This window comes from Streptomyces sp., from assembly GCF_031181555.1.
In the GTDB taxonomy this organism is placed as follows: Bacteria; Actinomycetota; Actinomycetes; order Streptomycetales; family Streptomycetaceae; genus Streptomyces; species Streptomyces fimbriatus.
In genome coordinates, this window is the sequence record NZ_JAPSKQ010000078.1 from 1 (window position 1) to 19,098 (window position 19,098).

General features: G+C 72.6%; 20 protein-coding genes and 1 pseudogene. 12 read left to right on the forward strand and 9 right to left on the reverse strand.

Annotated elements, in window-relative coordinates; all coding sequences use genetic code 11:
- Nucleotides 1-111: 111 nt before the first annotated feature.
- From RIM90_RS17445 to RIM90_RS31575, 3 genes are all read right to left on the reverse strand, one after another.
- Complete coding sequence (locus tag RIM90_RS17445) at nucleotides 112-858, reverse strand: NAD(P)-binding domain-containing protein (RefSeq protein WP_309061661.1); 747 nt, start codon at nucleotides 856-858, stop codon at nucleotides 112-114.
- A 377-nt stretch (nucleotides 859-1,235) separates the two neighbouring features.
- Nucleotides 1,236-2,111 (reverse strand): PhzF family phenazine biosynthesis isomerase, encoded by an 876-nt coding sequence (locus RIM90_RS17450; RefSeq protein ID WP_309061638.1) that lies wholly within the window; start codon nucleotides 2,109-2,111, stop codon nucleotides 1,236-1,238.
- Nucleotides 2,112-2,140: 29 nt separating this feature from the next.
- Nucleotides 2,141-2,587, reverse strand: coding sequence for a helix-turn-helix domain-containing protein (locus tag RIM90_RS31575; RefSeq protein ID WP_375165468.1), 447 nt, complete (start codon nucleotides 2,585-2,587; stop codon nucleotides 2,141-2,143).
- 11 nt (nucleotides 2,588-2,598) lie between these two features.
- Here RIM90_RS31575 and RIM90_RS17465 point away from each other — a divergent pair.
- Nucleotides 2,599-2,943: pseudogene (locus tag RIM90_RS17465) on the forward strand (GNAT family N-acetyltransferase); the annotation flags it as partial.
- Between the two features lie 117 nt (nucleotides 2,944-3,060).
- Here RIM90_RS17465 and RIM90_RS17470 read toward each other — a convergent pair.
- Nucleotides 3,061-3,858 carry a VOC family protein gene (locus RIM90_RS17470; RefSeq protein WP_309061639.1) on the reverse strand — a complete coding sequence of 266 codons (798 nt, stop codon included), beginning with the start codon at nucleotides 3,856-3,858 and terminating at the stop codon, nucleotides 3,061-3,063.
- A gap of 330 nt (nucleotides 3,859-4,188) precedes the next feature.
- Between RIM90_RS17470 and RIM90_RS17475 the strand changes: the two genes are divergently transcribed.
- The gene (locus RIM90_RS17475; RefSeq protein ID WP_309061640.1) at nucleotides 4,189-5,040 is read left to right on the forward strand and encodes a sulfurtransferase; all 852 of its coding nucleotides are present in this window, start codon (nucleotides 4,189-4,191) and stop codon (nucleotides 5,038-5,040) included.
- 53 nt (nucleotides 5,041-5,093) lie between these two features.
- On the opposite strand, the gene sepH is transcribed toward RIM90_RS17475, so the two are convergent.
- From sepH to RIM90_RS17490, 3 genes are all read right to left on the reverse strand, one after another.
- Nucleotides 5,094-6,143: a septation protein SepH gene (sepH, locus tag RIM90_RS17480; RefSeq protein ID WP_309061641.1), complete on the reverse strand. Its 1,050-nt coding sequence runs from the start codon at nucleotides 6,141-6,143 to the stop codon at nucleotides 5,094-5,096.
- Between the two features lie 413 nt (nucleotides 6,144-6,556).
- Nucleotides 6,557-7,876: a D-arabinono-1,4-lactone oxidase gene (locus RIM90_RS17485; protein ID WP_309061642.1), complete on the reverse strand. Its 1,320-nt coding sequence runs from the start codon at nucleotides 7,874-7,876 to the stop codon at nucleotides 6,557-6,559.
- Nucleotides 7,836-9,074 (reverse strand): MFS transporter, encoded by a 1,239-nt coding sequence (locus RIM90_RS17490; protein ID WP_309061643.1) that lies wholly within the window; start codon nucleotides 9,072-9,074, stop codon nucleotides 7,836-7,838. Before RIM90_RS17490 ends, RIM90_RS17485 begins: the two co-directional genes overlap by 41 nt.
- Before the next feature lie 147 nt (nucleotides 9,075-9,221).
- Between RIM90_RS17490 and RIM90_RS17495 the strand changes: the two genes are divergently transcribed.
- Both RIM90_RS17495 and RIM90_RS17500 read left to right on the forward strand, forming a co-directional pair.
- The gene (locus tag RIM90_RS17495; RefSeq protein ID WP_309061644.1) at nucleotides 9,222-10,349 is read left to right on the forward strand and encodes a ferrochelatase; all 1,128 of its coding nucleotides are present in this window, start codon (nucleotides 9,222-9,224) and stop codon (nucleotides 10,347-10,349) included.
- An 8-nt stretch (nucleotides 10,350-10,357) separates the two neighbouring features.
- Nucleotides 10,358-11,173, forward strand: a complete 816-nt coding sequence (locus RIM90_RS17500) for an inositol monophosphatase family protein (protein WP_309061645.1) — start codon at nucleotides 10,358-10,360, stop codon at nucleotides 11,171-11,173.
- A gap of 99 nt (nucleotides 11,174-11,272) precedes the next feature.
- On the opposite strand, the gene RIM90_RS17505 is transcribed toward RIM90_RS17500, so the two are convergent.
- Nucleotides 11,273-11,446 carry a hypothetical protein gene (locus RIM90_RS17505; RefSeq protein ID WP_309061646.1) on the reverse strand — a complete coding sequence of 58 codons (174 nt, stop codon included), beginning with the start codon at nucleotides 11,444-11,446 and terminating at the stop codon, nucleotides 11,273-11,275.
- 450 nt (nucleotides 11,447-11,896) lie between these two features.
- On the opposite strand from RIM90_RS17505, the gene RIM90_RS17510 reads away from it, so the two are divergent.
- The 4 genes from RIM90_RS17510 to RIM90_RS17525 all read left to right on the forward strand — a co-directional run bounded on the left by RIM90_RS17510 (nucleotide 11,897) and on the right by RIM90_RS17525 (nucleotide 15,500).
- The gene (locus RIM90_RS17510; protein ID WP_003993508.1) at nucleotides 11,897-12,550 is read left to right on the forward strand and encodes a response regulator transcription factor; all 654 of its coding nucleotides are present in this window, start codon (nucleotides 11,897-11,899) and stop codon (nucleotides 12,548-12,550) included.
- Nucleotides 12,551-12,556: 6 nt separating this feature from the next.
- Nucleotides 12,557-13,804 (forward strand): HAMP domain-containing sensor histidine kinase, encoded by a 1,248-nt coding sequence (locus RIM90_RS17515; RefSeq protein ID WP_309061647.1) that lies wholly within the window; start codon nucleotides 12,557-12,559, stop codon nucleotides 13,802-13,804.
- A 393-nt stretch (nucleotides 13,805-14,197) separates the two neighbouring features.
- Entirely contained in the window at nucleotides 14,198-14,494 is a 297-nt protein-coding gene (locus RIM90_RS17520) for a DUF4193 domain-containing protein (RefSeq protein WP_003993510.1), read from the forward strand.
- Between the two features lie 13 nt (nucleotides 14,495-14,507).
- Nucleotides 14,508-15,500 carry a hypothetical protein gene (locus tag RIM90_RS17525; protein WP_309061648.1) on the forward strand — a complete coding sequence of 331 codons (993 nt, stop codon included), beginning with the start codon at nucleotides 14,508-14,510 and terminating at the stop codon, nucleotides 15,498-15,500.
- Nucleotides 15,501-15,557: 57 nt separating this feature from the next.
- Here the strand turns inward: RIM90_RS17525 and RIM90_RS17530 are convergent, their stop codons facing one another.
- A complete protein-coding gene (locus RIM90_RS17530) occupies nucleotides 15,558-16,019 on the reverse strand; it encodes a DUF3093 domain-containing protein (protein ID WP_309061649.1) in 462 nt (153 codons plus the stop codon).
- A gap of 109 nt (nucleotides 16,020-16,128) precedes the next feature.
- Here RIM90_RS17530 and RIM90_RS17535 point away from each other — a divergent pair, with 109 nt between their 5' ends.
- From RIM90_RS17535 to RIM90_RS17550, 4 genes are all read left to right on the forward strand, one after another.
- A complete protein-coding gene (locus RIM90_RS17535; protein ID WP_309061650.1) occupies nucleotides 16,129-16,713 on the forward strand; it encodes a PaaI family thioesterase in 585 nt (194 codons plus the stop codon).
- Complete coding sequence (gene dut, locus RIM90_RS17540) at nucleotides 16,710-17,270, forward strand: dUTP diphosphatase (protein WP_309061651.1); 561 nt, start codon at nucleotides 16,710-16,712, stop codon at nucleotides 17,268-17,270. The genes RIM90_RS17535 and dut overlap by 4 nt, the downstream gene beginning before the upstream one ends.
- Nucleotide 17,271: 1 nt before the next feature.
- Nucleotides 17,272-18,024: a DUF3710 domain-containing protein gene (locus RIM90_RS17545; protein WP_309061652.1), complete on the forward strand. Its 753-nt coding sequence runs from the start codon at nucleotides 17,272-17,274 to the stop codon at nucleotides 18,022-18,024.
- Between the two features lie 377 nt (nucleotides 18,025-18,401).
- Nucleotides 18,402-19,094 (forward strand): ABC transporter ATP-binding protein, encoded by a 693-nt coding sequence (locus RIM90_RS17550; RefSeq protein ID WP_309061653.1) that lies wholly within the window; start codon nucleotides 18,402-18,404, stop codon nucleotides 19,092-19,094.
- The last annotated feature ends 4 nt before the right edge of the window (nucleotides 19,095-19,098 follow it).

Sequence of the window (19,098 nt, forward strand, 5' to 3'; positions counted from 1 at the left end):
CCCGACGAGATTCCGTCCTGCCGTCTCATCGCGGCCCTGATCGGCCCCGACGCACCGCAGCCCCCGCACTGGGTGGAGACGGTACGCGTCACCACCTGACGGCCGGCCCGGTCAGTCGCCGCCGGGTCTGCCGAACTCCTCGATCAACTTCGGCAGTTCGGGGTTGACACCCACCGCCTCGCTCTCCTCGATCAGGTGCTCCATGGCCCGTACGTCGGTCTCCAGGGCCGACACCTCGGCCGGGAAGGAACCGTTGTCGATCTGCTGGGCGTACCCGGGCAGCCACTCGGCCACCCCGGCCGCGATCTGCCGCGCGAACGGCGCGTACGTCACGGCGTCGACGCCGGCCGTCCTGAGCAGAGCGGTGCCCTGGAGCCAGGCGTTCAGGACGCTCCACATCATGGCCAGGTCGGCCACGCCGTACAGGGACGCCAGGCCGTGGTCCGCGCCGAGGTGGGTGACGGTGCCGAGCGCCTCGAGCGTCGGCCTGTGCGCCTCGAAGTCCGTCTGCGGGCCGCTGTGCAGAATCACCGCCTCGGCGGTCCCGATGGCCGGCGGAACGGCCATGACGGCGCCGTCCAGGTAACGGGCGCCGCGCTGCTCGGCCCATCGGGCGGCCTCCCTGGCCTGGGCCGAGTCGCCCGAGGTCAGGTTGATCGGCGTCCGGCCGTCGAGTTCGGCGTCGCTCGCGTCGAGCAGCTCGTACACGGCTCGGTAGTCGGTGACGCAGATGATCGTCAGGGGACCCGCCGCGAGCGCGTCGCCGACCGTCGGCGCCAACCGTGCGCCTTCGGGCACCAGTTGGCCGGCCTTGGAGGCCGTACGGTTCCATACGGTCGTGGGATGCCCGGCCTTCAGGAACGCGCCGCCGCGATGCGGTCACGGCTGCAGCGACTGGACGATCAGCTGGACAGGCTCGCCCGGTCCCGCGACGCTCTCGCCGACTACATCGACGCGGCCGAGCGCATGGGCGGCCGGACCCATCCGCCCTTCGACGACGCCGGCCCGGAGCCCGGCCCCGCCGCCCGAGCCGTGCCGACGGCAACGCCGTCGACACGCCCGCCCCCATCCCCGGGGCACCGCCCGGCTGTTCGGTGGCCGGCCGTCCCGGGCGGCCGGCCACCGCACCGGGCCGGTCGGTGAGTCGCGCCCGGACGACGGTGCGGCCGGCCGCTTCGACCTTCCCGGACGATTCCTGCCGGCTCGAAGGCCGCCTGCGGCGCGTTATCGGCGCTTCAGCCGATGCGAGCTCCTGCGCCGCCGACACGGACGCGCGGGTCACCCGCGCGCAGTGTCACCGTGAGCTCGCCGGGGCGGCCCAGGTCCTCGCCCTGGTGCAGGGTGAGCACGGCGTCCTCGGGGACGAGGCCGAGTTCACGGGCGTACGCACCGAACGCGGCGGCCGCGGCGCCGGTCGCCGGATCCTCGACGACGCCGCCGACGGGGAACGGGTCACGGACGTGGAAGACGGTGGCCGACTCCCGCCACACCAACTGGACCGTGGTCAGGTCCAAGCGGTGCATCAGGGCTTCGAGACGCGCGAAGTCGTACGCGAGATCCGCGAGGCGGGCGCGCGTCGCCGCCGCGAGAACGAGATGGCGGGCGCCGGCGAACGCGATACGGGGCGGGAAGGCCGGATCGAGGTCGGCGGCAGGCCAGTCGAGCGCGGCGAGCGCCTCCGCGAGGTCGGCACCGTCGATCTCCTCGACGTGCGGCTCGACGCTGGTGAGCGTGGCCCTGACCGTCCCGCCCTCCTCGGTCACCTCCACCGGAACGGTGCCGGCGCGCGTCGCGAACACCAGTTCCCCGGGGCCGATCCGCTCGGCGAGCGCGACGGCGGCCGCGACGGTGGCGTGCCCGCAGAACGGCACCTCGGCCTTGGGGCTGAAGTAACGGATGCGGTACGCCCGCCCCTCCTGGCCGCCGAGGCCCTCCGGGGGCGCGGTCAGGAACGCGGACTCCGAATATCCGAGGTCGGCGGCGACGGCCAGCATGTCGCCGTCGTCCAGGGCGGTGGCGTCCAGCACGACACCGGCGGGGTTCCCGCCGTCGGGGGTGCTGGAGAAGGCGGTGTAGCGCAGCACCTCGGGCCGCGGCGCATTCGTCGTCATGCCCCTGGCAACCCGAGGTGAGCCCACGGCTATTCCCGGACGCGCGTCTCCGACGAGGCCGGCCCGACGAACCCCGTCCACGCCTCACGCGGGACCGTGACGACGGGCCCGGCGACGGGCTGGGAATCACGGACGTGCACAACGGCCGTACCGCCCGACGGGATCCTCCGCCCCTGCTCGAACGAGGCGAACGCGGACGCCGAGTACCCGCGTCGCCTCCCGGACTCCTCGCGTTCCAGCCCCTCCCGCACCCGCAGCGTCTTCATGGTCTGCCCGAACGCGACGACGACACCCCGCCCCGTCCTCCGGTCACCGCCCGGCTCCGTCGTCGTCCCGGCCGCCCCCTGCCGCTCCACCGGGTCGAGCCTCCGAGACGCGCCCCACCTCGTCTCAGCGGCGAGGGCATCCGGATCGCTCGACGCGGGCTGGACCGGTACGTATCCGTACCCTCGGAGGCCGAACGAGGAGGCCCGCATGTTCCACGGGGTTGCCCGTCCCACCTCGCCGAGACCCTGCTGACGCCCGAGCAACGCGTGGCCCGCGTCGAGCAAGCGCGCCGCCCTGCGGGAATGGAACGGCTACGACCCGAGCGCGAGCGAACGGGCCGCTCCGGACGCCGAGCCGGACCGACCGGCGAGCACGACGCGAGCGCCACGGCCTCGGCCGGGTCCGCGCGCGGGAGGACGGCTCCCCGACCGGCTTCGTCGGCCTCGTCCGGGACGGCGGAGCGCATGCCTTCCTCCTGGACGCCGTGGTCGCCCGGCACTGCCGGGCGAGAGGAGTCGGCGCCGCGCTTGTCGCAAGGGCGGCGGAGGAAGCCCGTGCCGCGAAGCGCGAGTGGCTTCACGCCGACTTCGAGGAGCACCCGCGTTCGTTCTCTTCCGACGCCTGTGGCTTCAGAGGGACGCCGACGGGGCCGGTCGTCCTGCGGCCCCGGAAAGCCCGTGCGTCAGCGCGGACTCTGCAGCAGGCGGAACCGCGCCCCCTCCGGGTCCGCCACCGTGGCGACGCGGCCGCGGTCGGAGTCGCGGGCCGGGTCGAGGACCTGGCCGCCCAGGTGCAGGACGTGGTCCACCGCGTCGTCCGTGTCGGTCACGGTGAAGTACGTCGTCCAGTGCGGCCCCCGGTCCCGCGGCACGGCGCCGCCCGCCCCGTGGACACCGGCCACGGGGCGGCCGTCCAGGTGCAGGGTGACGTAGTCGAAGTCCGCGCAGACCACCGGCTCCTCGTCGTAACCGAACACCGTCTCGTAGAACTTGGCCACGCTCGCCGACTCGAAGGTCGTCAACTCGTTCCAGGCGGGGGTGCCGGGTACGCCGGTGACGGCGGTGCCGAGGTGCGCGGGCACCTGCCAGACGCCGAAGACGGCGCCGGAGGGGTCGGAACCGATCGCCAGCCGCCCGGCGTCGGCGACGTCCAGCGGACCCACCCCGATCGTGCCGCCGCACGAGCGCACGGCCTCGGCCGTCCGGTCCACGTCGGCCGAGGCGAAGTAGGGCGTCCACGCGATCGGCAGATGACGGTCCGGCGGCAGCAGGCCGATGCCGGCCACCTCGCGTCCGTCGAGCAGGGCGCGCACATAGGGGCCGAGCTGCTGGGGGCCGGGCCGGAACTCCCAGCCGAACAGCGCTCCGTAGAACTCCTCGGTCGCGTCCGGCGAGCGCACCATCAGGCTCACCCAGCAGGGTGTGCCGGGCGCGTGCGGCGCCCCGTCGTCCGGGTGGGCGGACCTCCGTGCGTCGGTCATCGTCACTCTCTTCTCGGCCGCCCTCGCGGCGGCCGTGCTCTTCTCGACCCCGGCGGGGGACGTGTCGCGTCCGCTCCGCGGATCGTCTCCGTGCCGGTCCGGACACCGGCCGCGGTCCGCGTGCTCCGTGCACGTGTCCGCGCGACGGGCCCTGTTCCCGGAGGATGCCTGATGCGCGGGTCTTCGTCCTCTTCGGCGCGCTGGCCGACGGGTGCCGATCGGTTGTACAGCATGTGCCCGATCCCGTACGCCTCGTGACCGGAGCTGCCCGGCGGAGCAGAGTAGCCGTACCCGGACGACTCGGCCACCCCGTGCGCGAGGATGGGGGCCATGAACGCCACCATCTCCGCATCCGAACTCGCGCGTGAACTGACGGCCGGGAACCCTCCGGTCCTGCTCGACGTCCGCTGGCAGCTCAGCACGGCCAAGACGGCCGGTGAGCCGTCGTTCGACGGACGGGCCGCATACGAGGCGGGGCACCTTCCCGGCGCCGTCTTCGTCGACCTGGACAGGGAACTGGCGTCCGCACCGGGCGCGCACGGACGCCACCCGCTGCCCGACCTCGCGGAGTTCGGCGCCGCGATGCGACGGGCGGGCGTGTCGTCCGGAACGCCGGTGGTCGTGTACGACGGGGGCATGGGCTGGGGGGCCGCCCGCGCGTGGTGGCTGCTGCGCTGGACGGGGCACCCGGACGTGCGGGTCCTCGACGGCGGACTGCCGTCCTGGGAGGGTCCGTTGGAGACGTCGGAGCCGGCACCGGCCGAGGGCGACTTCGTGCCGGTGCCGTCGGCGACCGGGCTGCTCGACGCCGACGGCGCGGCGGCGCTGGCGCGCTCCGGGGTGCTGCTGGACGCGCGCGCGGGGGAGCGGTACCGCGGCGAGGTGGAGCCGATCGACCGGGTCGGCGGGCACATCCCCGGCGCGATCTCGGCGCCCACGACGGAGAACGTCGGCCCGGACGGCCGTTTCCTGCCCGCCGGGGAACTGCGCGCGCGCTTCGGGGAACTGGGCGTGTCCGAGGGTTCACCGGTCGGCGTGTACTGCGGCTCCGGTGTCTCCGGGGCCCACGAGGTGCTGGCGCTGGCGGTCGCGGGCATCCCGGCGGCGCTGTACGTCGGTTCCTGGTCCGAGTGGTCGTCGGACCCGGAGCGCCCGGTCGCGGTGGGACCGGACCCGCAGTGACCGGAGGCAGGAAAGGGGCGCTCACCGCACGGTGAGCGCCCCCGCCACGCCCTCTACTCCTGCTTCTTGCGCCGCGTCCCGAACACGATCTCGTCCCAGCTCGGCACCGCCGCGCGGCGGCCCGGCCGGACACCGTCCGCCTCGGCCTGGCGGTCGGTGGCACCGATGAGACGGTCCCGGTGACTGCCGACCGAACGGGGCATGAGCACGTCCGCGTAGGCGGAACCGGCCGAGGCCGCGGGAGCCGGCGGCTCCTCCGCCTCGGGTTCGGGGTCGGGCTCCTCGGTGGCGGACTCGGGCGTCCGCTCGGGGACGACCAGGTCGCCCCGGAAGCTCGGCACCGCCTCCAGCAGGCTGGTCAGCGAGTCCCGTTCGCCCGAGGCGGTGGCCGCCGTGGACTCCTCGGCGGGCTCGGACGCCTGCGCGGGCAGGGTCGGCCGCTCGCGGTCGCCGGAACGGTCCAGCGGGCGGTCGCGCGGCAGCCGCGCGATGCGCGGGACGAACGGGAAGCTGGGCTCGGGTGCGGCGAGGTCGTCGGACTCGCCGATCAGCGAGCGCGCCTCGTCGTCGACGGCCTGGACGAGCCGCCGGGGCGGGTCGTACGTCCAGCTCGCCGAGTGCGGTTCACCCGCCACCCGGTAGACCAGCAGCACCTCCCAGGTGCCGTCGTCGCGGCGCCAGGAGTCCCACTGGACGGTGTCCTTCTCGGCGCCGCGCAGCAGCAGCCGCTCCTGGACCGCCTCGCCCAGCGGGGGACCGGAGTTCTCGCCGGGCCGGCGGACCGGGGTCTTGCGGGCGCGCTCGGCCATGAAGGCGCGCTCGGCGAGGACGGGGCCCTCGAAGCGGCGCACGCGGTCCACGGGGATGCCGGCCATCTGCGCGACCTCTTCCGCGGTCGCGCCGGCTCGTATGCGCGCCTGGATGTCGCGGGGGCGGAGATGGCTCTCCACCTCGATCTCGATCTGGCCGAGGCGGGGACGGTCGCCGCGCACGGCGGCGCGGAGCCGTTCGTCGATCGGAAGCGTGTACTCCGTGCTGTCCGCAGCCTTCAGCACCAGCCGTGTGCCGTCATTCGAGACGGCCACGACACGCAGTTCGGGCATGGGGACCTCCCGGGTGGTGCCTGCCGACGTCACGTGCGTCGCTGCTTCCGCTAGTCGAGTGTGGCCTGCCCGGGTGCAGCCTGCCACAACCTTGCCGAGTTGCCCGGCGTGTCGGGCGCGGGCCCTGGATCGCCGTTATGGCACGGTTACCTATTCGCAACGCTAAGTGACCAACTGCGTCACCCTGTGCAACTAGCCCCCTCCCGGCGGTCCTCCAGGGACCCGGGCGCCCTGACGGGAGACCGGACCCAGGGCTCGCAACAGTACTCCATTCGGGCCACGGGCGTGGATGGGCGCGCCGACCGGCTTCCGTCAAGAAGCGCGCCTCGGCCGGAGTTACCCGGCTTCCTCGATCTTGAACGTGGGGAACTTCACGCACGCGCCGGAAACGGGAGGAACACCTTTCGCCCGGGCTAGGCCCCCAGAACCCTCCGCAAGTGGTCGTTCCCGAACCGGCGTTCCGGGTCCAGCCGCTCCCGGAGCGCCGTGAACTCGGCGAAGCGCGGATACACCCGGGAGAAGTACTCGGCGTCCCGCGTGTGGATCTTCCCCCAATGGGGGCGCCCCTCGTGCGCGGTGAAGATGCGCTCGGCCGCGGTGAAGTACCCCCGGTAGGGGGTCCCTCTGAACATGTGGACGGCGATGTACGCGCTGTCGCGCCCGGACGCCGTGGACAGGGTGATGTCGTCGGCCGGGGCGGTGCGCACCTCGACGGGAAAGCTGACCCGCAGGGGCGAGCGGTCGACCATCGCCTTCAGCTCGCGCAGCGTCTCCACCAGGGCCTCGCGCGGCACGGCGTACTCCATCTCCACGAAACGCACCCGGCGCGGAGACGTGAACACCTTGTAGGGGATGTCGGTGTAGGTCCGCGCGGACAGCGCCCTGCTGGAGATCCGCGCGATGGCCGGGACGGTCGCGGGCACCGCGCGGCCGACCCAGTTGGCCACCTGGAAGACGCCGTTGGAGAGGAACTCGTCCTCGAACCATCCCCTGAGCTGCGGCACCGGCCGTTCCGGCCCCGCGCTGCGGTTGTTGCGCTTGGTGTTGGTGTTGCCGGTGTGCGGGAACCAGTAGAACTCGAAGTGCTCGTTCTCGGCGTGCAGCTGGTCGAACTCGGCGCAGACCCGGTCGAAGGGCATCGGCTCCTCGCGGGCCGTGAGCAGGAAGACCGGCTCCACCGCGAAGGTGATCGCGGTGACGACGCCGAGGGCGCCGAGGCCGGTGCGGGCGGCGGCGAAGACCTCCGGGTTCTCCTTCTCGGAGCAGGTGAGCACCGAACCGTCGGCGGTGACCAGCTCCAGGCCCCGGACCTGGGCGGCGATGGAGGCGGAGTCGCGGCCCGTGCCGTGGGTGCCGGTGCTGATGGCCCCGGAGACCGTCTGCTCCATGATGTCGCCCATGTTGGTCAGCGACAGGCCCTCGCGCGCCAGGGCCACGTTGAGCCTCTTGAGCGGAGTGCCGGCCTCGACCGTGACGGTGCCGGCCGCGCGGTCGATGTCACGTATGCCCGTCAAGAGATGAGGGCGTATCAACACGCCGTCGGTGGCGGCTATGGAGGTGAAGGAGTGCCCGGTGCCCACCGGCTTCACCGGCAGGCCGTCCTCGGCGGCCCGGCGTACGGCGGCGGCCAGTTCGTCGACCGAGGCGGGCGCGACCTCCCGCGCGGGACGGGCGGAGACGTTGCCTCCCCAGTTACGCCACGTGCCGTTCTTCGCGCTCGCTGTGCTGCCCAACGGAGCCTCCCCGACCCGGAGCCGGCCGCTTGAGCCGGCGGTACCCGAGGAAACCGACCGCGACCGCGACGGCCCCGGACACCGCCGGAACCCCGTACCCCGCCCGCGCCCCGGCCGCGTCGATCACCCAGCCGGCCACGGAGGAGCCGAGTGCGACGCCGACCGCGAGCCCGGTGCTCACCCAGGTCATGCCCTCGGTGAGCTGCGCGCGTGGTACGTGCTCTTCGATGAGGGACATCGTCGTGATCATCGTGGGAGCGATGGACAGACCCGCAACGAACAGCGCCACGGCCAGAAACGGCAGGTTTCCGACCAGTAGGAGGGGGATCATACTCACGGCCATCGCGCACACGCCCAGCAGCCAACGACGTTCCGCCGCCCCCGCGAAGCGCAGCAGCCCGAACACGGCGCCCGCCGCGCAGGAGCCCAGCGCGTACACGGCGAGCACCACGCTGGCGGCGGCCTTGTGTCCCTCCTCCTCCGCGAAGGCCACGGTGACCACGTCGACGGCGCCGAAGATCGCCCCCGTCGCCACGAACGTCGCGACCAGGACCTGCAGGCCCGCGGAGCGCAGCGCGGTGCCGCCGCCCTTGTGCTCGCGCGGATGGGGCTCGGGTTCGGTGGCGCGCTGCGCGGTCAGCCAGAAGACACCGACCGCCAGGAAGCACGCCGCGAGCAGCGGACCGGCCTCCGGGAACCAGGCCGTGGACAGTCCGATGGAGATGATCGGCCCGAAGATGAAGCAGATCTCGTCCACCACGGACTCGAAGGAGTACGCGGTGTGCAGGCGCGGGGTGCCCCGGTACAGGGCGGCCCAGCGGGCCCGGATCATCGCGCCGACGCTCGGTACGCAGCCGATGCCGGCACAGCAGACGAACAGGGCCCAGTCCGGCCCGTCGTAGTGCGCGGTGAACAGCAGCCCCGCCGCCGCGGTGAGCGAGATCAGCGTCGCCGGGCGCAGCACCCGCCGCTGCCCGTACTGGTCCACCAGGCGGGAGACCTGCGGGCCGGCCACGGCGGCGGCCAGCGCGATGGTGGCCGACAGCGCACCGGCCAGGCCGTAACGCCCCGTGAGCTGGGAGATCATGGTCACCACGCCGATGCCCATCATGGACAGCGGCATCCGGCCGAGGAACCCCGCGGCGGAGAAGGCCTTGCTGCCGGGAGCGGCGAACAGGGCGCGATAAGGGCTGGGCACGGGATCTCCGAAGGTCTCAGTAAGGTGTGACCGCAGTCAATACAGCTTACTTATTAGGTCACCCTAATGCACCGGGGAACGCCATGTCGCGGCCGGCGGCACCCCCGCCCCGTCCCGGCTGTCGGTGCCGGGTGGCAGGATCGAGACATGCCAGACGTGCTCGATGCCACCCCCTACGATGCCCTGCTCCTGCTCTCCTTCGGCGGCCCGGAGGGCCCGGACGACGTGGTCCCGTTCCTGGAGAACGTCACACGCGGACGCGGCATCCCCAAGGAACGCCTGAAGGAAGTCGGGCAGCACTACTTCCTGTTCGGCGGGGTCAGCCCCATCAACGACCAGAACCGTGCCCTGCTGGACGCGCTGCGCAAGGACTTCGCCGAGCACGGTCTCGACCTGCCGGTCCACTGGGGCAACCGCAACTGGGCGCCGTACCTCACCGACACCCTGCGCGAGATGGTCCGGGGCGGCCGCCGCCGCATCCTCGTCCTGGCCACCAGCGCCTACGCCTCGTACTCCGGCTGCCGCCAGTACCGCGAGAACCTCGCCGACGCGCTCGCGGCCCTCCAGGCGGAGGGCCTGGAACTGCCGGTGATCGACAAGCTGCGGCACTACTTCAACCATCCCGGCTTCGTGGAGCCCATGATCGACGGGGTCGTCCGCGCGCTCGCCGACCTTCCCGAGGACGTCCGGGACGGCGCGCACATCGCCTTCACCACCCACTCGATCCCCACCTCCGCAGCGGACACCTCCGGCCCCGTCGAGGAGCACGGTGACGGCGGCGCCTACGTCAGGCAGCACCTGGACGTGGCCCGGCTGATCGCCGACGCCGTCCGGGAGCGCACCGGTGTCGACCACCCCTGGCAGCTCGTCTACCAGTCCCGTTCGGGCGCCCCGCACACCCCCTGGCTGGAGCCCGACATCTGCGACCACCTCGAGGAGCGGCACGCCGCCGGGGTCCCGGCCGTGGTGATGGCCCCCATCGGCTTCGTCTCCGACCACATGGAGGTCCTCTACGACCTCGACACGGAGGCCAAGGCCAAGGCCGAGGAACTGGGCCTGCCGGTGCGCCGCTCGGCGACCGTCGGCGCCGACCCGCGGTTCGCCGCCGCGATCCGTGAGCTGATCGTGGAGCGCGCCGCAGTCGAGCGCGGGCAGGACGTCACGCCGTGCGCCCTGGGCGCCCTCGGCGCGAGCCACAACCTGTGCCCGGTCGGCTGCTGCCCGGCCCGCACCCCGCGCCCCGCCGCCGCGGGCGCCGACAGCCCCTACGCATGAGGAGCCCCGTGACCGACCCCCTGCACGCGGAACTGCTCCGGCTGGCCCGTGAAGCGGCACACCGCGCGGGCGAGCTGCTGCGGAACGGCCGCCCGGCCGACCTGGCGGTGGCCGCCACCAAGTCCAGCCCGATCGACGTCGTCACCGAGATGGACATCGCGGCCGAGAAGCTGATCACCACGCTGATCGCCGAGCGCCGCCCGGAGGACGGCTTCCTCGGCGAGGAGGGCGCCTCCACCGAGGGCACCAGCGGCATCCGCTGGGTGATCGACCCGCTCGACGGCACGGTCAACTACCTGTACGGCCTGCCCACCTGGGCCGTCTCCATCGCCGCCGAGCAGGACGGCGAGACGGTGGTCGGAGCCGTCGCCGCCCCGATGCGGGGGGAGACGTACCACGCGGTGCGCGGCGGCGGCGCCTGGGCCACGGGCGCCTGGGACGGCGAGCGCAGGCTCGCCTGCCGCCCGGCACCGCCCCTGGACCAGGCCCTGGTCTCGACCGGCTTCAACTACGTCGCCGAGGTCCGCACCCACCAGGCCGGCGTGGCGCAGCGGCTGATCCCCCTCCTGCGGGACATCCGGCGCGGCGGCTCGGCCGCGGTGGACCTGTGCGACGTCGCCGCGGGCCGCCTGGACGGCTACTACGAGCGCGGACTGCACCCCTGGGACCTCGCCGCCGGTGACCTGATCGCCCGCGAGGCGGGCGCGCTGACCGGCGGACGCCCCGGAGAGCGCCCGTCGTGGGACCTCACGGTCGCGGCCACCCCGGGCGTCTTCGAGCCCCTCCAGCGGCTCCTGGAGGACTTCGGCGCCTGGCACGACTGACCGGGCCGCAGGCTCCACCCGTTCCGGCGCCCCGCGGGCGAACGGACGAAAAGAGCGGGCCCCGGCGCTGGATCGCCGGGGCCCGCTCCCACGGGCTGATCAGACGCCGGTCGCGCCGACCTCCACACCATGCTCGGCGGCGAGGCGGCGCAGGTCGTCGAGCTCGCCCTCTTCCACCTCGACGAGGAAGTCGTCGCCCTCGTCACGAGCCCGCGACAGATCGGACTCGGTCGCCCTTATGCGCTGCAGAAGTCCTGCGGTGAATGCGTCCATGCTGCGCCCCCTCGTCCTGGGTCGGTGGGTCGGTGGCACGGGGGTGTGCCGTTCGGAAGGGACGATCACGTCTGAAGCGGATGCCCGGCGCCGCACGGCCGGGGGCGACGGTGCCGGACACCCACGCCCGCTCTGCGGAAGCGGTTTGATGCGCACCGCATGGTGGTGCGGTACATGCAGAGCGTGATCGCGGGATGTAAGACCCGTCCTCCCCAAGCTGCCTTCCGCGGAAACCTCACCGCGCGAGAAAATCTCGTATTCCCGTTCCGTTTCCCCGGAGGTTCCACGGTCCCGCACCCGCTCGCCACCGTGGCCGCACCGGCCGCCCACCCGCCTTACAGCCGACTTATGGCCGAAAAAGGCAGGATGGAGGTCAACACACCCATCAGCACCCCTGCACGCGTGCGCCCACCGGCGCCGCCCGGCAGGGCATGAGGAAGGACAAGCGACGTGCGCGTACTCGTCGTCGAGGACGAGCAACTGCTCGCCGATGCGGTGGCCACCGGACTGCGCCGGGAGGCCATGGCCGTCGACGTCGTGTACGACGGTGCGGCCGCCCTGGAGCGCATCGGCGTCAACGACTACGACGTGGTCGTCCTCGACCGCGACCTCCCGCTCGTGCACGGTGACGACGTCTGCCGCAAGATCGTCGAGCTCGGCATGCCCACGCGCGTGCTGATGCTCACGGCCTCCGGCGACGTCAGTGACCGCGTCGAGGGCCTGGAGATCGGCGCCGACGACTACCTGCCCAAGCCCTTCGCGTTCAGCGAGCTCATCGCGCGGGTGCGTGCCCTCGGGCGGCGTACGAGCGTGCCGCTGCCGCCCGTCCTGGAGCGCGCCGGGATCAAGCTCGACCCCAACCGCCGCGAGGTCTTCCGCGACGGCAAGGAGGTCCAGCTCGCGCCCAAGGAGTTCGCCGTCCTGGAGGTGCTCATGCGCAGCGAGGGCGCGGTCGTCTCCGCGGAGCAGTTGCTGGAGAAGGCCTGGGACGAGAACACCGATCCGTTCACCAACGTGGTGCGGGTGACCGTGATGACCCTGCGGCGCAAGCTGGGCGAGCCGCCGGTCATCGTGACCGTGCCCGGCTCCGGCTACCGGATCTGACGCACGATGGCCGCCACCCCCGCGCCCCCCACCGCGCCCCCCAAGCCCACCTGGGACCCGAGGAAGCAGGAGCCGCCCTTCCCGTGGCTGCGTCCGACCATCCGGATACGCCTCACGCTGCTGTACGGCGGCATGTTCCTGATCGCCGGGATCCTGCTGCTGTCGATCATCTACCTGGTGGCCGCCCAGACCCTGCGCACCGGCAGCCAGCCGCTGTACAAGATCGTGGACTTCACCGATCTCAGGGTCACCAGCAGCGACTGTCCGGTGGTGGACAACGGCAATCTGTCGTTGTCCGAGTTCAACGCCGCGATCAGCGACTGCATCGACCGCCAGCGCCAGGCCGCCCTGGACAACCTGCTCAGCCGCTCGCTGCTGGCCCTGCTCGGCCTCGCCGTCATAGCCTTCGCCTTCGGTTACGCCATGGCCGGCCGGGTCCTGTCGCCGCTGGGCCGGATCACCCGCACCGCCCGTGCGGTGGCGGGCTCGGACCTGTCCCGCCGGATCGAGCTGGACGGCCCGGACGACGAGCTGAAGGAGCTGGCCGACACCTTCGACGACATGCTGGAGCGGCTCCAGCGGGCGTTCACCGCCCAGCAGCGCTTCGTCGGCAACGCCTCGCACGAGCTGCGCACCCCGCTGGCGATCAACCGCACGCTCCTCGAGGTGCACCTCTCCGATCCGAACGCGCCGGTGGAGCTCCAGCAGCTCGGCAAGACCCTGCTGGCCACCAACGAGCGCAGCGAACAGCTCGTCGAGGGCCTGCTGCTGCTCGCCCGCAGCGACAACCAGATCGTCGAGCGCAAGACCGTGGACCTCGCCGAGGTGGCCTCCCAGGCCATCGACCAGGCGCACGCCGAGGCGGAGGCCAAGGGCGTGGAGATCCGCGGCACCCGTGAGCCCGCGGTCGTCCAGGGCAACGGCGTGCTGCTGGAGCGGATCGCCCTGAACCTGGTGCAGAACGCCGTGCGCTACAACGTGCCCGAGGGCGGCTGGGTCGAGGTCACCACCCAGGTCCAGCACGGTCAGGCGGTCCTGGTGGTGGCCAACACGGGACCGGTCGTGCCGGCGTACGAGATCGACAACCTCTTCGAGCCGTTCCGGCGGCTGCGCACCGAGCGCACGGGCAGCGACAAGGGCGTGGGACTCGGGCTGTCCATCGTCCGGTCGGTGGCCCGGGCGCACGGCGGGCACATCTCGGCCCAGCCGCGCGAGGGGGGCGGACTCGTGATGCGGTTCACCCTGCCCGTCTGAGATCATGCCGCCGACACACGGGGATGTTCGCTTTGCGCGGAATTTTCGGACCGCCCCCCGGACATTCTCGTGTGTGATCGATCACAGGGGCGATTTTCCGGCCGTCTACTCTGCGTGATCATGCATCCTGCCGGAAGGTCGGGAAAATCCCGGTTTTCAGGGGCCCTGATCACGGGAAGTACACGGTGAGACGCCTTTGAAGTGCGGCATTCGGACCGTGTACGGTCCCCTTCGCCATCCAAGCCGATCACTCATGAGGAGTCCGGTTGGGTGTCGATTGAGTAACAGACCTTGATGTGAGGCAAAATCTCCGCCTCGGGTCGGGCACAAGTCCGGCCTCTCACGCGTTACGTGCGCTGGAGACACCGCAGACACCCAGAGGGGGAGAGCGACATGGCAACCGATTACGACACTCCACGCAAGACCGACGACGACGTCGATTCGGACAGCCTCGAAGAGCTGAAGGCCCGACGGAACGACAAGTCGGCTTCTGCCGTGGACGTCGACGAGTTCGAGGCCGCCGAAGGCCTCGAACTGCCCGGAGCGGACCTCTCGAACGAGGAGCTGGCCGTCCGGGTCCTGCCCAAGCAGCAGGACGAGTTCACCTGCATGAGCTGCTTCCTGGTGCATCACCGCAGCCAGCTGGCCCGCGAGAAGAACGGCCAGCCGATCTGCCGCGACTGCGACTGAGGACGGGTCGGCCGTGACTGGCTCGACCCCTCCCCGGAAGCGCCGCTTTCTCGTGAGGGGAGCGGACAAAGGGCCGCAGGACGGCCCGCAGCACGACGCGCGTGACGACGAGCGGGGCTCAACCGACACCGGGGCGGCCTCGCTCGAACCGGCAGCCGACCGGGGTGACCTCCCGGTGTCCGTGGAGGTCCCCACCCCCGTGGCCCGTCGGCGGGCCGCGGTGTTCCGGGAGAAGGCCAGGGAAGGCGCCCGCAAGGGCGGCATCCGCGCGCGTGCGGGACTGGCGTATCTCGCGGACCGGATCATCGAGATCGCCCCGCGCGTGCCCGTACGGGACCTCCGGACACTGCGCAGGCAGTTCCCCGGGCTCGGTCCGGAGGAGCTCGCGGACAAGCTCGTGGCGGGAGCCGCGAAGGCCACGGCGACCGTCGGGGCCGGGGTCGGCGCGGCGGCGATGCTTCCCGTGCCGCCCGCGATGCCGACGGAGCTGGCCGCCGAGATCACCGGCGTCGCGGCGATCGAACTGAAACTGATCGCCGAACTCCACGAGGTCTACGGCGTACGACCGGCCGGCAGCCTCGCCCAGCGCAGCACCGTGTACCTGAACTCCTGGTCGGAGGAGCGCGGGATCGAGGCGACGAGGCCCTCGACCGTGAACGCGGCGATGAACAGCCGCATGAAGCGCGAACTGCGCCAGCGGATCATGAAGCGCATGGTCCGCAGTCTGCCGAACCTGATGCCGTTCCTGGTGGGGGCCGCCGTCGGCGCGGCCATGAACCGCAGGGACACCAGAAAGCTCGCCGAGCACATCCGGGCGGACCTGCGCAGAATCCAGGTGCCCTGGGACGCGCTGCCCGCGCTCCCTGACCTGGAGCGTCCCGCGGACGCCCTGGAGATGGACCACCTTCCCGAGGACGCCCTCAAGGAACTCGGCGGCCACCCCGGGAAGCACCCCGGGAAGACGGAGACGGAGACGGAGAAGGACGACGGACGCGGGACGCCGTGAAGCGCCTCCCGGGCGGGGCCTCGCCCGCGCGTCCCCCGGTGTGTTCCCCCGGCGCGACTACGCGGCGGCCCTCGCCGCCCGCAGCGCCTCGGCCAGCCGCTCCGGCTCACGGGTCGACAGGAAGAGGTAGGGAGTCGGGTCCTCCGGGTCCGTGACCTCCACGCGCAGCGCCCCGGGGATGTAGGCGCGCAGCAGCATGAAGGAGCGCGGGTCGGCCTTGTGGGTGCGCCAGGCGCGGGCCTGCTCGGCGTCCAGGACCTCCGCCTCGCCCAGCGCCGTCACCGGGATCTTCGCCTCGCCCGCGATCAGACTGCCGCCCACGACCCGGATGCGCACCGAGCCGTAGGCGCTGGCCACGACCGCCGCGACGGCGGTGCCGCCGGCCAGGCCGCCGAGCATCGGCAGCGTGCCGAACGGCAGCAGGATCAGCGCCATCGAGACCCCCACCAGGAAGGAGATCAGCCACCAGGAACGGGGGGCGGTCAGGCGTTCTTCGTACGGGGCGGCGGAGGGCTGCATGGATCCAAGCTTGGCACGGTGCCGGAGCGGGGCCGCAGTCAGGGCGGCCGGCGCGAAGCGCTGTCGGGCGGGGCGGCGGGTGCCGGACGGGCGGGTAAGGTCTGCGGCTGTGAGTGGTACTTCCGCAGCTCTTCAGCCCCCGGCCGACGCCGTGAAACCGGTGCGCCATCCGGACGCCCCCGCACCCGGCGAACTCCTCGGTGCCCACTACGGCCAGTGCTTCGGCTGTGGTGACGAGCAGGTTCACGGGCTGCACCTCCAGGCCCGTGCCGGTGAAGGGGTGTCGATCACCGCCGAGTTCACCGTGCGGGCCGCCCACCAGGGCGCCCCCGGCCTCGCGCACGGCGGTGTGCTCGCCACCGCCCTGGACGAGACGCTCGGCTCGCTGAACTGGCTGCTGCGCGTCATCGCGGTGACCGGCAGGCTGGAGACCGACTTCGTCCGTCCCGTACCGGTCGGCACGACGCTGTACCTGGAGGCGGAGGTCACGGCGGTGGCCGGGCGGAAGATCTACTGCAGCGCCACCGGACGCGTCGGCGGCCCGGACGGACCCGTCGCGGTCCGTGCCGACGCGCTGTTCATCGAGGTCAAGGTCGACCACTTCATCGACCACGGCCGCGAGGAGGAGATCCAGGCCGCCATGAGCGACCCCGACCAGGTCCGGCGCGCCCGCGCCTTCGAGGTGAACCCGTGAGCGAGCCCCGCCGCGGCGAACTCGAGGTGCTGCTCCGGCGCGTCGACCCGGACGTACCGCTTCCGGCGTACGAGCACCCGGGCGACGCGGGAGCCGATCTGCGGACCACCGAGGCGTGCGAACTGGCACCCGGCGAGCGGGCCGTGCTGCCCACGGGGGTGTCTGTGGCCCTGCCCGAGGGGTACGCGGCCTTCGTGCACCCGCGATCCGGTCTCGCCGCCCGCTGCGGCGTCGCCCTGGTGAATGCCCCGGGGACGGTTGATGCCGGGTACCGTGGGGAGATCAAGGTGATCGTGGTGAATCTCGACCCGCGCGAGACGGTGCGGTTCGAGCGCTTCGACCGGATTGCCCAACTGGTCGTCCAGCAGGTCGAGAGGGTCCGCTTCGTACCGGTGGCGGAGCTTCCCGGCTCGGCGCGGGCCGAGGGGGGCTTCGGGTCCACCGGCGGGCACACCTCGCTGGAGGGCGAGAGCGGCACAAGCGGTCAGGCCGCGGTGAGCGGCACAGCGGGTGGGAATCGATACGCTTCGGTCGTATCCGACCGGGAAGGACAGTGACGTGTTCGGACGTCGCAAGAAGAGGGATGCCGCCGAGGGTGCGGCCGGCGAGGCCGAGCAGGTCGTCGACGGTGTCGACGCTGAGGCGGACGGCGAGGGCGAGCGGCTGAGGCTCGAGCCGGCCCCGCGGCCCGACGGACCCTGGGACAGCTCCGAGGTCCGTGACCCCGGCGAGGGCCGGGTCGACCTGGGCGGTCTGTTCGTGCCCGGTGTCGACGGCATGGAACTGCGGGTCGAGGTCGCGGGTGACGCGATCGTCGCGGCCACCGTCGTGCTGCGCGACAGCGCCATCCAGCTGCAGGCCTTCGCCGCTCCCAAGCGTGAGGGCATCTGGGGCGAGGTGCGCGAGGAGATCGCGGCCGGCATCACCCAGCAGGGCGGCATCATCGACGAGGTCGAGGGCCCGCTGGGCTGGGAGCTGCGGGCCCAGGTCCCGGTGCAGCTGCCGGACGGCACCGGCGGCTTCCAGGTCGTGCGGTTCGTCGGTGTGGACGGCCCCCGCTGGTTCCTGCGCGGGGTGATCTCGGGCCAGGGCGCGGTGCAGCCGCAGGCCGCCGGGCTGCTGGAGCAGATCTTCCGGGACACGGTCGTGGTGCGCGGCGAGGGTCCGATGGCACCGCGCGACCCGATCGTCCTGAAGCTGCCGAACGACGCCCAGATGGTCCCGGAGAACGTCCAGCAGGAGGAGGGCTCCCGTTTCGCGGGCGGCATGGGCCAGCTCCAGCGCGGACCGGAGATCACCGAGGTCCGCTAGAGCCTGCCCGGCGGCTCGAGCCGGAACAAGCCGGATCGAGCCCGAGGGACCGGACGGCGTCTTGCGGCCCGGGTGAGCGGGGAGGCGAGGGGACACCCCCTGCCCGAAGAGCCCGGGAGGGCGTGCCGGGGCCCGTGTCTCGGCATGATCCGCCGGACAGACCCTGACTCCGCGCTGCCCCGCGGACTTCCGAACGGGCCGTACCCACCGGGTGCGGCCCTTCGTCATGGGCGGGCACGGCGGTCCGCGCGCGGCTCCCGGGGCCCTCGCGGGCGGAGCGCGGGCAAGGGTCCCCGCGGGAACGGTCCGGACCGACCGTTGAACGACCGGGCACCCGGCGGCGATACTGACGCCCGGTCCAGGGGGAGGGCGGGAAGATGAGCCAGGTGGTCGCCGAGACCATGGTGCGCGTCGAGGGCGTGCACAAGTCGTACGGCACCGGAGCCGCCGCGGTGCACGCGCTGCGCGGCGTCTCCTTCGACGTCCCGCGCGGCGAACTGGTCGCCCTCACAGGGCGCTCGGGTTCCGGCAAGACCACGCTCCTGAACATCGTCGGCGGCCTCGACGCACCCGACCGGGGACGGATCGAGATCGACGGACTCGACATCGCCGGCCTCGACGAGCACGGGCTGCTGGCCCTGCGCCGGGACCGCGTCGGCTTCGTCTTCCAGTCCTTCGGCCTCATCCCGATCCTCACCGCCGCCGAGAACGTCGGCGTCCCGCTGCGGCTGCGCCGGGCCGACCCGCGCGAGCGCGAGGAGCGCGTCGAGCTGCTGCTGTCCCTGGTCGGCCTCGCCGACCACGCGGCACAGCGGCCCGGCGAACTGTCCGGCGGCCAGCAGCAGCGGGTCGCCATCGCCCGCGCCCTCGCCAACAGCCCCTCCCTCCTCATCGCCGACGAGCCGACCGGCCAGCTGGACGCGGAGACCGGGCACTCCGTGATGGAGCTGCTGCGCGCGGTCGTCCGCAGCGAGCGGGTCACCGCGCTCGTCGCCACGCACGACGCGGCCCTGCTCGACCTCGCCGACCGGGTCCTGGAGCTGGGCGACGGCCGGATCGTCGAGCCCTGACCCC

Coding starts and splice junctions, on each gene's coding strand:
- RIM90_RS17495 (WP_309061644.1), top strand. CDS start 9,222: ATGCCAGACGTGCTCGATGCCACCCCCTACGATGCCCTGCTCCTGCTC.
- sepH (WP_309061641.1), bottom strand. CDS start 6,143: ATGCCCGAACTGCGTGTCGTGGCCGTCTCGAATGACGGCACACGGCTG.
- RIM90_RS17450 (WP_309061638.1), bottom strand. CDS start 2,111: ATGACGACGAATGCGCCGCGGCCCGAGGTGCTGCGCTACACCGCCTTC.
- RIM90_RS17515 (WP_309061647.1), top strand. CDS start 12,557: ATGGCCGCCACCCCCGCGCCCCCCACCGCGCCCCCCAAGCCCACCTGG.
- RIM90_RS17550 (WP_309061653.1), top strand. CDS start 18,402: ATGAGCCAGGTGGTCGCCGAGACCATGGTGCGCGTCGAGGGCGTGCAC.
- RIM90_RS17470 (WP_309061639.1), bottom strand. CDS start 3,858: ATGACCGACGCACGGAGGTCCGCCCACCCGGACGACGGGGCGCCGCAC.
- RIM90_RS17475 (WP_309061640.1), top strand. CDS start 4,189: ATGAACGCCACCATCTCCGCATCCGAACTCGCGCGTGAACTGACGGCC.
- RIM90_RS17530 (WP_309061649.1), bottom strand. CDS start 16,019: ATGCAGCCCTCCGCCGCCCCGTACGAAGAACGCCTGACCGCCCCCCGT.
- RIM90_RS17505 (WP_309061646.1), bottom strand. CDS start 11,446: ATGGACGCATTCACCGCAGGACTTCTGCAGCGCATAAGGGCGACCGAG.
- RIM90_RS31575 (WP_375165468.1), bottom strand. CDS start 2,587: ATGCGGGCCTCCTCGTTCGGCCTCCGAGGGTACGGATACGTACCGGTC.
- RIM90_RS17520 (WP_003993510.1), top strand. CDS start 14,198: ATGGCAACCGATTACGACACTCCACGCAAGACCGACGACGACGTCGAT.